This window comes from Streptomyces sp. NBC_00620, from assembly GCF_026341825.1.
Taxonomy (GTDB): Bacteria; Actinomycetota; Actinomycetes; order Streptomycetales; family Streptomycetaceae; genus Streptomyces.
In genome coordinates, this window is the sequence record NZ_JAPENY010000003.1 from 1,195,163 (window position 1) to 1,208,096 (window position 12,934).

The window sequence follows — 12,934 nt, forward strand, 5'->3', positions numbered from 1 at the left end:
CCCCTTTGCGAGTTCCGGATACGAGTCGGGGGGTTACGGTTTCGTCAGCCCGAGCAGCCGGGCCGCATTCTCCTTGAGGATCTTCGGCCTGACCTCGTCCTTGATCGGCAGCTTCTCGAAGTCGGCGAGCCAGCGATCCGGGGTGAGTACGGGGAAGTCGGAGCCGAACAGCACCTTGTCCTTGAGCAGCGTGTTCGCGTACTGCACGAGCTGCGGCGGGAAGTACTTCGGCGACCAGCCGGACAGGTCGATGTGCACGCCCGGTTTGTGCGTGGCGACGGCGAGGGCCTCGTCCTGCCAGGGGAAGGACGGGTGCGCCAGGATGATCTTCAGGTGCGGGAAGTCGGCGGCGACGTCGTCCACGTGCAGCGGGTTCGAGTACTTGAGCCGGATACCTCCCCCGCCGGGCACTCCGGCGCCGATCCCCGTCTGCCCCGTGTGGAAGAGGGCGATGGTGCCGGTCTCCTCGATCACCTCGTACAGCTCGTACGCCACTGATCTGTCGTTGGGGAAGAAGCCCTGGATGCTGGGGTGGAACTTGAAGCCCTTCACCCCGTACTCCTCGACCAGACGGCGGGCCTGCTTGACCCCGGCCTTGCCGCGGAAGGGGTCGATGGAGGCGAAGGGGATCAGTACGTCCGAATTGGCGGCGGCCGCCTCGGCGACCTCCTCGTTCGGGACGGGCTCGGTGCCGGTGGCGGACTCGGCGTCCACCGTGAAGATCACGGCGGCCATCTTCCGCTCGCGGTAGTAGGCGGCCGTCTCCTGAAGGGTCGGCTTCCGCTTGCCCTCGACCTTGAAGTAGGCGCTGGAGGCGTCGTGCAGGTCCTCGTCGAGGGAGGAGTGGCCCTTCGACGACACCTCGGCGTGGGTGTGGACGTCGATCGCGACGAGTTCGTTCAGGTCCATCACGCCTCCGGAAGCTTCGGCGCGGGGATGCCGACGGTCTGCGGTTCGGCGCCGACCGAGGTGTGCCAGGCGTCGGCGAGGGTGTCGGGGGTCCAGCCGCCGTCCGCGTACGCCGCCTTGATCTCCTGCGGATGCGACCAGAGTGCCACCTTGTCGCCGCCGATGCCGATGGCCTGCCCGGTGACTCCGCGGGCGGCCTCGGAGGCGAGGAAGGGGACGAGGGCCGCGCAGTCCTCGGGGGTGCCGAAGCCCTCGCCCTTGCGGAGGAAGTCGGGCAGCGGCTCGCCGCGGTGCATGGCCTCGATGTAGGGGGCGAAGGCGGGGATGGTCTCGGTCATCGCGGTCGCGGCCACCGGGACGATCGCGTTGACGGTGATGCCCGCGCGGCCCAGCTCCATCGACCAGGTACGGGCCATGGCGGCGATGCCCGCCTTCGCGGCGGCGTAGTTGGTCTGGCCGAAGTTGCCGCGCTGCCCGGCCGGCGAGCCGACCAGGATCAGGCTGCCGCCCTCGCCCTGCTCCCGCATCCGTACGGCGGCGGCGCGGGCGCAGGTGAACGTGCCCTTGAGGTGGGTGGTGATCACCGCGTCGAAGTCCTCGTCGGTCATCTTCCACAGGACCTTGTCGCGGAGGATGCCCGCGTTGGTGACCAGGATGTCGAGCCGTCCGAACTCCTCGACGGCGCGGCCGACCAGACGGTCGGCGGCCTCGCTGGTACCGACCGGAACCACCTCGGCCACGGCGGTGCCGCCCGCCTCGGTGATCGCCTTGACCGCCTGCTCGGCGACGGCCTCGTCCACGTCATTGACGACCACGGAGGCGCCGGCGGCGGCGAGAGCGTGCGCATAGGCCAGGCCGAGGCCACGGCCGGAGCCGGTGACAACGGCGACCTTGCCGGTGAGATCGATGCTGGGCACGACGGGGTCCCTTCGAGAAGCAGATGCAGATGCGGCTACGAGATCGAAGCTAAGAGCAATAATTGTTGACGTCAATAGTTGTTGCCGACTCAGCTTTGCGTCATGCTGTGTTCCGTACGTACGAACCGCCCCACCCGGGGGCCCGGCCCAGGGAGCCCGTCATCGCAGCTCAGCAGCGCACCGCAGAAATCGCCGGGGGTCCTGCCTCCATCGACGCGCAGGAGCCGTGGATGCGCGGGCTGCACGCGGACACCGGTTATCTGCTGTACCGGCTCGGGCTGCGCTCGGGGCAACTGTTCAACACGTTCCTCCAGGAGTCCGGGCTGCGCCTGCGCCACTACGCGCTGCTCCGCTTCCTGGCCACCTCCGAGGGCGCTCTGCAGAGGGAGCTCAGCTCGCGGCTCGGCTACGACCCGAGCGCGATCGTCGGGCTCGTCGACGACCTGGAGAAGCTCGGTTTCGCCGAGCGGCGCCCCTCGCCCGACGACCGCCGCAGCCGCATCGTCGTGCTGAGCGAGGACGGCCGGGCCTTCCTGCGCGACACCGACGAGGCCGGGCTGCGGGTGACCAACGACCTGCTCCAGCCTTTGGACCCCGCCGAGCGGGACACGCTGCACACGCTCCTGCAACGGGTCGCCGAAGCCGAACTCGACTGATGACCATGGCCACGACCACGCTGTCCGCGCCCGACCGCCTCCTCGCCGTGCTCGCCGCCTTCGACCACGGGCACCCCGCGCTGTCCCTGACGGACATCAGCCGCCGGGCCGGCCTCACCCTCACCACGGCCCACCGGCTGGTGGGCGCGCTCACCGAGTGGGGCGCCCTGGAGCGGGACGAGGACGGCGTCTACCACGTGGGCCTGCGCCTCTGGGAGGTCGCGGCGCTCGCTCCGCGCGGGCTCGCACTGCGGCAGATCGCGCTGCCGTACCTGGAGGACCTGTACGAAGCGACGCACGAGAACGTGCAGTTGGCGGTCCGCGACGGCTCCGAGGTCGTCTACATCGAGTGGATCTCCGGGCGCTCCGCGGTCGGCGTACGCATCCGGGTCGGCGCCCGCTGGCCTCTGCACGCCACGGGAGTGGGGCTCGCACTGCTCGCGCACGGCGACCCCGCGTTCCAGGAGGCCTACTGCGAGCGCCCGTTGGCCGCCTTCACCCCGTACACCGTCACCGATCCGGCGAGGCTGCGCCGGGAGCTGGCCGAAGTACGGCACTCAGGCGTGGCGGTGAGCAGCCGTCAGGTCACCGACGACGCGCTCTCGGTGGCCGCCCCGGTGCGCGGCGCGGGCGGCGCGGTGGTCGCGGCCGTGTCGGTCGTGGTGCCCCAAGTCGACGCGCAGGTACCGGTGTTGATCCCGGCGGTGCGGCTCGCGGCGCGCGGGATCTCGCGGGCGCTTGGGTGGCGGCCGGAGCCGCGCTGAGGTCTCTCCAGCGAGGACACCCTTCGAGTCATTGATTCTGGTAGAGGCATTCCGTCCCCGTCGCGCGCCGGGTGACGGACTGCTTCCTCAGGTCGGCGCGGAATTCGTAGCAGCCCTCGAGCCACGCCTGGTCCAGGGGCCGCACCTCGGCGATGACGGTCACCTCGGTGCGCGAGCGCTCCGTGCCGACCGGTACGGCGACCGGGTCGTCGGCGTCGGGCTGCCCCATCGAGTCCGTCCTCGGCAGGGCGAGGGCGCGCTTCAACTCGGCGTCCGTCAGGGCCCCGTCGGAGACCGCGCGGTCGAGGCGCCGCTCGACCGCCTCGGCACTCGCGTCGAGTTGGGCCGCACGGGCCGCCTCCGCTCGCGCGTCCTGTTTGCGCTGGATGCGGTAACAGCCGTCCGTCTTCAGCCTGTCTGCGGTGACGTTGCGGGGCTTGTCCGTCGCACGGAACTCGTAGCAGACCTCGTCGCTCCCGTCCTCCGCGGACAGCCAGACCAGGGCGGTCAGCCCGCCGGCCGCCACCTCCTGGTCCTCCACCTCGACGCCGACGGTCTCCCAGACCTGGGCACCCTGGACCTCGGTCAGCCCACCGCGGTCCAGCGCCGATCGCAGTTCCACGACCACATCCGCGGCGACCTCCGCCGGTTTGCGGAACCGGTACACCGGCAGATCGCGGCACGTCTCCCGGGACAACTCGTCGGCGGAGACGGAACGCCCGTCGACCTCGAAGCGGTAGCAGCCCGTGGCCTGGGTACCCCCGGCGAACATGCCGGGCCCGAGCCCCATGAGCTCGGCGGTCACGGTCACGTGCTGCCCCTCCCGACGGACGTACGACATCCTCTTGTTCATGGACCGCACCGACCGGTCGATCTCCGTGCCGAGCAGCGTGCCGTCCGCCGCCGCCTGGGTGAGCCGGTCCTTCGCCACGGCCGCGGAACTCTCCAAGTTGTCCTGTGCCTGATCCTCGTAGCGGCCGGGTGCCGTCATGACCCACACCACCACGCCGCCGACAAGTACCAGCGCGATCACCAGCACGGTCAGACAGCCGTTCAGCACGCATCCCCCGCGTCTCGCCATGTCCGCAGGCTTCCCCACGCACGCCTCGCCGGCGGGACCCGTGTCCAACACGTGATCGAACAGGGCCCGGCACGAGACGGGCCGGTTCCGGCACTGCCCGTGCGTCCCGTCACCCGACCGGCGGGTTGTTCACTTGTAGCCTGTCGGCGCTGTACGTCGGGGGGAGCTGACCGTGGAGAACATCCTGTCGGTGGCCATCGGGGCCGCTATCGGCCTCATAGGGGCGGTGTTCGGTTCGTGGTTCACCGCGCGCCGACAGGACCGCATGTGGCTCCGCGAACAGAAGCTCAAAGCCGGGATCAGCTTCAACACGGCCGTGGTTCAGCTACTGGACCACCTCAAGGAAACCCAGCTCAGTGACGACGGCCCCGGACCCAACGAGTTGGCGAACCGGATGCAGGAAGCACGCTCAGCCCTCTACCTGCTGTGTGCCGGCGAGACCGTCGATCTCGCCGATGCTCTCGCGCGTCGGGTCTGGAGCACCCGGCCCACCGACGGCAGGGACGACCGCCGGGCCGAGTTCCGAGAGACGGTGGACCTCCTGCGTCGCTTCACGCACCAGCTCCGGCAAGAAATCGCCAGATCGTAGGGCCTGTCCCCCAAGGGATCACCGGGCGGACCGGAGGAAGGTGCCTCCGGAGGGCTGACGGACGTGCCTCAGTTCACACGCCCCGTGGCGACGGCGACCGAACAAGCAGCGGCAGTTGACCGTCCACCTACATGTGGCTGCGGAGGGGACAGTGTCCCCGGGCCTCACCTACAGCCCATGGGGACGATCGTCCGGCTGAAGCCCCATGGAGCCTTCCGCCGCGAGGCGACCGCCCTCCGCAGATCACCACGCACCGCCCCGGCTGGTCTCCCCCGTCCAGCCGGGGCTTTCTCATTCGGCGCCCCCGGGGTCGTCGTTACCGGGGCCACGTCGCCGAGATGATTCACACATGCGGGATCCCACCTGGCCGTCTTCACGGGAATCTCAGCTGAGACCCCACGGATTCAAAGAAACCACCAATGGAGGAGGCGCAGGATGCAGCGGCAGTGGTGGTCATCCAAGAAAGGCGTGCCGTGGGCGTCCCTGAGATATCGAACCGGACCGAACGTCCGGCGTGGTCCCGGCGCGGGATCCTCGCCGTACTCGGTGCCGTGCCGGCCGCCGTTCTGACGGGCTGCACCGAATCGGCGGACGCCTCGGAGGCGACGGCCGCGTCCGCGGGCACGTCCGCGAGCACCAAGGCGGAGACGACGGTCAAGGCGCCGACGATCACCGTCACGCCCGCCGACGGCACGAAGAAGGCCGGTTTCACCAGCCCGGTCGAGGTCGCCGTGTCCGACGGCACGCTGTCGGCCGTGAAGGTCACCGGCAACGACGGATCCACCCTGGCCGGGTCCTACAACGACGCCCGTACGCAATGGACGTCGGGCGAGAACCCGTACTCCGGCACGAAATACACGGTCACGACGCAGGCGCAGGGGGCCGAGGAGGAGACGGCGACTTTCACCACCAAGTCTCCCGGCGAGACCTTCGTGGGATATTTCACCCCCGAGGCGAATTCGACCTCCGGCGTCGGCATGCCCGTGTCGATCAATTTCACGAAGGCCGTGTCAGACCGGGCCGCCGTCGAGAAGGCGATCACGGTGACGGCGGAGCCCGCCGTCGAGGTGGTCGGCCACTGGTTCAGCGACACCCGGCTCGACTTCCGGCCCGAGGACTACTGGGCCGCGGGCACGAAGATCACCCTGAGTCTGCGCCTGAAGGACGTCGAGGGCACGGACGGGGTCTACGGCACGCAGTCCAAGGACGTGGTCTTCAACATCGGCCGCTCGCAGATCAGCACGGTCGACCTGGCGGCGAAGACGATGACGGTCGAGCGGGACGGCTCGGCCCTCGCCACCTATCCGGTGAGCGGCGGCGACGCCGACCACACCACCTGGTCGGGGATCATGGTGATCAGCGAGCGGTTCAAGGAGACCCGGATGGAGTCCTCCACCGTCGGTCTCGGCGACGAGTACGACATCGCGGACGTGCCGCACGCCCAGCGCCTGACCACCTCCGGCACCTTCATCCACGGCAACTACTGGGCGTCGACGTCGATCTTCGGCAGCAGCAACACCAGCCACGGCTGCGTGGGCCTGCACGACACCAAGGGCGCCGACGACACCGCCGTGGACGGCTACAAGTTCTACAAGAGCTCGATGCTGGGTGACGTGGTGATCGTCAAGAACTCGGGCGAGGACACCGTGGACCCGGCCAACGGCCTCAACGGGTGGAACCTGTCGTGGGCCGACTGGACGGCGGGCAGCGCGCTCTAGTCGCTCTCCGCAACGTGCGGCTCCCCGGGCCGCACCCCCGCGCCACCCTTCCTTCACGGCGTGAGCTCCCGTGCGCCCGAAGGACTTTACCGACTGCGCCTCTTGACGGTCGGGGTGACAGAGAGCACATTGGCGGCGCAGCCGCTTTGAGAGCGCTCTCAAGCGGTTCTCCCCAACACCCGCGCACCCCACTCCGTACCCGAAGAGGCACCCATGCGTGAAAACTCCGGCACACCCACCAGACCCCGCCCCTTACGCCGCGCGCTCATCGCCGTGCTCGGCACGCTCGCCCTGGCGGCCACCGCCGCCACGGCCGCCACCCTCCCCGCGAACGCCTCCGCTCCCCCGCCGCCCACCGGCTGGTCCCAGGTCTTCGTCGACGACTTCAACGGGTCCGCGGGAACCGGCGTCAACACCGCCAACTGGCAGTACACGACGGGCACCAGCTACCCCGGCGGTCCCGCCAACTTCGGTACCGGCGAGATCGAGACGATGACCTCCAGCACCAACAACGTCTCGCTCGACGGCTCGGGCAACCTCCGCATCACCCCGCTGCGCGACGGCTCAGGCAACTGGACCTCGGGCCGCATCGAGACGGTGCGCACCGACTTCCAGCCCCCGGCCGGCGGCAAACTCCGCGTCGAGTCCCGCCTCCAGATGCCGAACGTGACCGGTGCCGCCGCCAAGGGCTACTGGCCCGCCTTCTGGATGCTGGGCGCGCCCTTCCGCGGCAACTACTGGAACTGGCCCGGCATCGGCGAACTGGACATCATGGAGAACGTCCAGGGCCTCGGCACCCTGTGGGCCACCATGCACTGCGGCACCTCGCCCGGCGGCCCGTGCAACGAGACGAGCGGCATCGGCGGCAACACCCCCTGTACGACCTGCCAGTCGAGCTTCCACACCTACGCCGTGGAGTGGGACAAGTCCACGAGCGTCGAGGAGATGCGCTTCTACCTCGACGGCGTCAACTTCCATACGGTCAGGGCGAATCAGGTCGACGCGACCACGTGGACGAACGCCACGAACCACGGCTACTTCCTCATCCTCAACGTCGCGATGGGCGGCGGCTTCCCGGACGCCTTCGGCGGCGGCCCGGACGCCGGCACGGTGCCAGGACACCCGCTGGTCGTGGACTACGTCCAGGTTCTCCAGTCCGGTGGGAGCGGTACCACACCGCCCCCGACCGGCAACCGTGACGCCTACAGCGCCATCCAGGCCGAGTCCTACGACGGCCAGGGCGGCGTGGGCACCGAGACGACCACGGACACGGGCGGCGGCCAGAACCTGAGCGCGCTCGCGAACGGCGACTGGGCCCAGTACAACGGCGTCAACTTCGGCTCCACGGCGGCCACTCAGTTCGTCGCCCGGGTCGCGAGCGGCGCGTCCTCGGGCGTGAGCGGCCTGGTGGAGGTACGCCTCGACAGCCGTACGAACGCGCCCATCGGCAGCTTCGCGGTGGGCAACACCGGAGGCTGGCAGAGCTGGCGGACCGTACCGGCGAACATCAGCGGGGTCACCGGCACGCACACCGTCTATCTGACCTTCACCAGCGGCCAGCCGGCCGACTTCGTGAACGTCAACTGGTTCAACTTCGGTCGCTGACCGAACGCTTGGCGAAGGGGCGGGCCGGGAGGCCCGCCCCTTCGGCGGACTCTTGTGAGGGCCCCTGGGTGTTCACGCCCGGAAGGAATCGCATCCTGTGGCTGCGATGCGGAGCGTCGCAGCCACCCGCCTTCGGGCACCGAATGCCCATATCACTGCCCGACAGAGCCGGGAACATCGAACACCCGACCGGCAGATCACTTGATCGGATGGAAGATGTACATCCCCGGCCGGGTTGTATGACCGACGCGTTAGCGTCCGGGGCATGAAGCTGGTGGTGCGGGTCAAGCTGCTGCCGACGCCCGTACAGGCGGCGGCACTTGAGGCGACCCTGACCGCCTGCAACGAGGCTGCCAACTGGGCCTCGACCGTCGCGTTCGAGAAGAGCGCGTGGAAGAACCTGGCACTGCGCCCCCACACGTATCAGGACGTCAAAGCCCGGTGGGGCCTGGGCGCGCAGGCCGCGCAGCACGTGATCAAGAAGGCCTGCGACGCCTACACCACTCTCAGGGCCAATCTGCGGGCTGGCCGCTACGGCCGGCCGGGATCCAAGCGCCACACCAGGGCCTCGGGCAAACCGGTCGCCTTCCGTCCCGGGGCGGCCCAGCCGTACGACGACCGGATGCTGTCCTGGCAGCACGAGACCCGCACCGTGTCGATCTGGACCACCACCGGCCGCCTCAAGGGGGTGGCTTTCACCGGGGAGGCCGGGCAGCTGGAGGTCCTGGCCCGCTGCCGCAAGGGTGAATCCGACCTGATCCGCCAGGGCGGGAAGTGGTTCCTGATCGCCACCTGCGAGATCGACGAGACGGACCTGAACACCCACCCCGTCGCCTTCCTGGGCGTGGACCTGGGCATCGTCAACATCGCCACCACCTCCGACGGGACCCGTCACTCCGGGCGCAGGATGAACCGCAAACGCGACAACGACCGTGCGCTGCGGACCAAGCTGCAGAAGAAGGGCACGAAGTCCGCGAAGCGGCGGGCGAAGAAGTACGCGGGCAAGGAAGCCCGCCGGAACAAGGACATCAACCACAAGATTTCGAAGCAGGTCGTGGCGGAGGCTCAACGCACCGGTCGCGGAATCGCCCTGGAGACACTCACGGGCATTCGCGAACGGGCACGGCTGAGGAAGCCCCAACGCGCCACGCTCCACTCCTGGCCCTTCGCACAACTCGGCGCCTTCATCGCCTACAAGGCGAAGAGGGCCGGGGTGCCGGTGGTCTATGTCGACGCGGCGTACACCAGCCAGGAATGCTCGCAATGCCACCACATCGAACGCGGCAACCGGCCCAGCCAAGCCCGGTTCGCTTGCAGGTCCTGCGGATTCGTTGATCACGCAGACCACAACGCGTCCCACAACATCGCCCACCGCGGGTGGATGACGTGGGTCCGCGGGGCCCAGTCAACGGCCCCTGCCCTCACACTCACCGCGTGAGGACTGGACGCAGCCGTACCCATCACCACCAGTGATGGTCACGAGCAGCAAACCCGGGACTTCAGCCCCGGGTGGTTGACCGCAGTTCGGCGCGGAACCCCGCCGGACTCATGTCCGTGTGCTGAGAGAAGAACTTGGAGAAGTTCGCGGAGTCGGGAAAGCCCACGGCGACGCCGATGCGGCCGATGGGGATGTCCGTGTGCGCGAGGAGGCGTTTGGCCTCCAGGATCACCCGCTTGTCGATGAAGCCCTTCGGGGTCTCGCCGGTGGCCGCGCGGACGGCCCGGACGAGGGTGCGGCGCGAGTAGCCGAGGGCGTCGGCGTACGCGCTGACACTGTGGTTGGTGGCGAAGCCCTTCTCGACCGCGTCCCGGAAGCGGGTGAAGGTGGTGTCGGTCTGTTCGCGGGCCGCCTCGGCGGAGCTGGCCGCGAGGTGGGCGAGGCGGAGCAGGAATGCGGTCAGGGAGTGCCGCAGCACCGAGGTGTGCAGGCTGAGCGGCAGCGTCGTGGTGTCGACGTACTCGCGTTCCAGCTGGGCGAGTGAGTGCTCCAGGGCGGCCAGCCGGGCCGCGTCGGGACGCAGCAGCGGGGGCTGGTCGTAGCGGTAGAGGCCGGTCGCCTCGACGGTGGCCCGCGGCAGGAAGCCGGGCTGCATGGTGAGGACCGTGCCGCGGTAGTCGTCCGTGTGGGAGAAGCGGTGCACCTGGCCGGGGCGGATCCACAGGATGTCGCCCGCGGAGACCTCGTACTCGGCGAAGTCGACCATGTGCCGGACGGGTCCCGCGTTGAACAGCATCACGACGTGGAAGTCGATGCGGTGCACGCGCTCCAGCGGTGCGTCCGCGTGCCAGGTGCGGCCGGTCCCCATGGCGCCGACCTGCATACCGACGCCGGAGAGGCTCAGATCGACCGGAAACGGGAAGGTCCTGATCCCGTCGGTCCCCTCGCCGGTTCCCCGTTCGCCCCCGGCGCCGCCTTGGGTGCTTCTGTCTGCCATGTCCGTCTCTCGCCGGTTCAGTCCCACGCTGCGTGTCCCACTTTCACCGAAGGCTGACACACGGGCACCTTCCCCGGCAAAAGTCAGACTTTTAGATTTGAACGCATCAGAGCAGTTACCCCGCTCCTATCGAGGACTTCTTGAAGATGAGCACGCAGCAGAGCACGCAGACACCTGCCCGCTTCTCCGACGGATTCGAGTGGACCGAGCTGGACCGGCGTGCCGTCGACACCGCCCGTCTGCTGGCGGCCGACGCCGTACAGAAGGTCGGAAACGGCCACCCGGGCACCGCGATGGCCCTGGCCCCCGCCTCGTACACCCTCTTCCAGAAGGTGATGCGGCACGACCCCGCCGACCCTGAGTGGACCGGCCGCGACCGCTTCGTCCTCTCCCCCGGCCACACCTCGCTGACCCTCTACACCCAGCTCTTCCTTTCAGGTTATGAACTCGAACTCGATGACCTGAAGGCGTTCCGCACGCATGGTTCCAAGACGCCGGGCCACCCGGAGTACGGCCACACGGCGGGCGTCGAGACGACGACGGGGCCGCTCGGCCAGGGTGCCGCCAACGCCGTGGGCATGGCGATGGCCGCCCGCTACGAGCGCGGCCTCTTCGACCCCGAGGCCCCGGAGGGCGAGTCCCCCTTCGACCACACCATCTGGGCGATCGTCTCGGACGGCGACCTCGAGGAGGGCATCTCCGCCGAGGCCTCCTCCCTGGCCGGCCACCAGAAGCTCGGCAACCTCGTCTTCGTCTACGACGACAACCACATCTCCATCGAGGGCGACACGGCGACGGCGTTCTCCGAGGACGTCCTGAAGCGGTACGAGGCGTACGGCTGGCACGTGCAGCGGATCGCGCCCTCGGCCGACGGCGACATCGACGTGCACGCGCTGCACTCGGCGCTCAGGACGGCGCAGGCCGAGACCGGGCGCCCCTCCATCATCGCGATGCGCACGATCATCGCCTGGCCCGCGCCGACCGCGCAGAACACCGAGGCCTCGCACGGCTCGGCACTCGGCGCCGACGAGATCGCGGCCACCAAGCGCGTCCTCGGCTTCGACCCGGAGAAGACCTTCGAGGTCTCGGACGAGGTGCTCGCCCACGCCCGCGCGGCCCTCGACCGCGGCGCCGAGGCACACGCCGCCTGGGACAAGCAGCTCGCCGAGTGGCGCACCGCGCAGCCCGAGCGCGCCAAGCTCTTCGACCGTGTCGTGGCCGGTCAGCTGCCCGAGGGCTGGGAGTCCGCGCTGCCGGTCTTCGAGGAAGGCACCTCGGTGGCCACCCGCGCCGCCTCCGGCAAGGTCCTCCAGGCGCTCGGCGGCGTACTCCCCGAGCTCTGGGGCGGCTCCGCCGACCTGGCCGGATCGAACAACACCACCATCGACAAGACCAGCTCCTTCCTCCCCAAGGGCAACCCGCTGCCGGAGGCCGACCCGTACGGCCGCACCGTCCACTTCGGCATCCGCGAGCACTCGATGGCCGCCGAGATGAACGGCATCGCGCTGCACGGCAACACCCGTATCTACGGCGGCACGTTCCTGGTCTTCTCGGACTACATGCGCAACGCCGTGCGCCTCTCCGCGCTCATGCAGCTTCCGGTGACGTACGTCTGGACGCACGACTCCATCGGCCTCGGCGAGGACGGCCCCACCCACCAGCCGGTCGAACACCTCGCCTCGCTGCGCGCCATCCCCGGCCTGAACATCGTCCGCCCGGCCGACGCGAACGAGACGGCCATCGCCTGGGCCGAGATCCTCAAGCGGCACGCCACGAACCCGGCCCCGCACGGCCTGGCTCTGACCCGGCAGGGCGTACCGACCTACCCCGTGAACTCCGATGCGGCGCGCGGCGGTTACGTCCTTGCGGACTCCTCCACCGGCACGCCCGACGTCGTCCTCATCGCCACCGGCTCCGAGGTGCAGCTCGCCGTCGCCGCGCGCGAGCGGCTGGAGGCCGAGGGGGTCGGCACGCGGGTCGTGTCCATGCCGTCCGTGGAGTGGTTCGAGGAGCAGTCCGCCGAGTACCGCGCGTCCGTGCTGCCGCCGTCCGTGAAGGCCCGCGTGGCGGTCGAGGCGGGCATCGGCCTGACCTGGTACCGGTACGTCGGTGACGCCGGACGCATCGTTTCGCTGGAGCACTTCGGCGCCTCCGCCGACGCCAAGACCCTGTTCGCCGAGTTCGGCTTCACGGCCGAGAACGTCGCCGCCGCCGCGCGGGAATCCCTCGCCGCCCTCCGCGGTTAATCCGATCGCACAAA

At 69.5% G+C, this 12,934-nt stretch carries 11 protein-coding genes; 7 read left to right on the forward strand and 4 right to left on the reverse strand.

Translation table 11 applies throughout. The features are described from left to right. Positions 1 to 33: 33 nt before the first annotated feature. Both OG246_RS36605 and OG246_RS36610 read right to left on the reverse strand, forming a co-directional pair. Positions 34 to 909: an amidohydrolase family protein gene (locus OG246_RS36605; protein WP_266473083.1), complete on the reverse strand. Its 876-nt coding sequence runs from the start codon at positions 907 to 909 to the stop codon at positions 34 to 36. Continuing rightward, on the reverse strand, positions 909 to 1,826 hold the full coding sequence (locus tag OG246_RS36610) for an SDR family oxidoreductase (RefSeq protein ID WP_323178363.1): 918 nt from the start codon (positions 1,824 to 1,826) through the stop codon (positions 909 to 911). Before OG246_RS36610 ends, OG246_RS36605 begins: the two co-directional genes overlap by 1 nt. Positions 1,827 to 2,056: 230 nt before the next feature. Between OG246_RS36610 and OG246_RS36615 the strand changes: the two genes are divergently transcribed. Continuing rightward, positions 2,057 to 2,482, forward strand: a complete 426-nt coding sequence (locus OG246_RS36615; RefSeq protein ID WP_266474970.1) for a MarR family winged helix-turn-helix transcriptional regulator — start codon at positions 2,057 to 2,059, stop codon at positions 2,480 to 2,482. Positions 2,483 to 2,487: 5 nt separating this feature from the next. Continuing rightward, the gene (locus tag OG246_RS36620) at positions 2,488 to 3,246 is read left to right on the forward strand and encodes an IclR family transcriptional regulator (protein ID WP_266473084.1); all 759 of its coding nucleotides are present in this window, start codon (positions 2,488 to 2,490) and stop codon (positions 3,244 to 3,246) included. 28 nt (positions 3,247 to 3,274) lie between these two features. On the opposite strand, the gene OG246_RS36625 is transcribed toward OG246_RS36620, so the two are convergent. Continuing rightward, entirely contained in the window at positions 3,275 to 4,327 is a 1,053-nt protein-coding gene (locus tag OG246_RS36625; RefSeq protein WP_266473086.1) for a hypothetical protein, read from the reverse strand. A 172-nt stretch (positions 4,328 to 4,499) separates the two neighbouring features. Between OG246_RS36625 and OG246_RS36630 the strand changes: the two genes are divergently transcribed. The 4 genes from OG246_RS36630 to OG246_RS36645 all read left to right on the forward strand — a co-directional run bounded on the left by OG246_RS36630 (position 4,500) and on the right by OG246_RS36645 (position 9,677). After that, a complete protein-coding gene (locus tag OG246_RS36630) occupies positions 4,500 to 4,916 on the forward strand; it encodes a hypothetical protein (protein ID WP_266473088.1) in 417 nt (138 codons plus the stop codon). A gap of 473 nt (positions 4,917 to 5,389) precedes the next feature. Then, complete coding sequence (locus OG246_RS36635) at positions 5,390 to 6,634, forward strand: Ig-like domain-containing protein (RefSeq protein WP_266473089.1); 1,245 nt, start codon at positions 5,390 to 5,392, stop codon at positions 6,632 to 6,634. Positions 6,635 to 6,847: 213 nt separating this feature from the next. Beyond that, on the forward strand, positions 6,848 to 8,239 hold the full coding sequence (locus OG246_RS36640; protein WP_266473090.1) for a glycoside hydrolase family 16 protein: 1,392 nt from the start codon (positions 6,848 to 6,850) through the stop codon (positions 8,237 to 8,239). A gap of 265 nt (positions 8,240 to 8,504) precedes the next feature. Continuing rightward, on the forward strand, positions 8,505 to 9,677 hold the full coding sequence (locus OG246_RS36645) for a transposase (protein WP_266473092.1): 1,173 nt from the start codon (positions 8,505 to 8,507) through the stop codon (positions 9,675 to 9,677). A 61-nt stretch (positions 9,678 to 9,738) separates the two neighbouring features. On the opposite strand, the gene OG246_RS36650 is transcribed toward OG246_RS36645, so the two are convergent. Continuing rightward, a complete protein-coding gene (locus OG246_RS36650; RefSeq protein ID WP_266473094.1) occupies positions 9,739 to 10,674 on the reverse strand; it encodes an AraC family transcriptional regulator in 936 nt (311 codons plus the stop codon). 146 nt (positions 10,675 to 10,820) lie between these two features. Between OG246_RS36650 and tkt the strand changes: the two genes are divergently transcribed. After that, the gene (gene tkt / locus OG246_RS36655) at positions 10,821 to 12,920 is read left to right on the forward strand and encodes a transketolase (protein WP_266473096.1); all 2,100 of its coding nucleotides are present in this window, start codon (positions 10,821 to 10,823) and stop codon (positions 12,918 to 12,920) included. Positions 12,921 to 12,934: the final 14 nt, after the last annotated feature.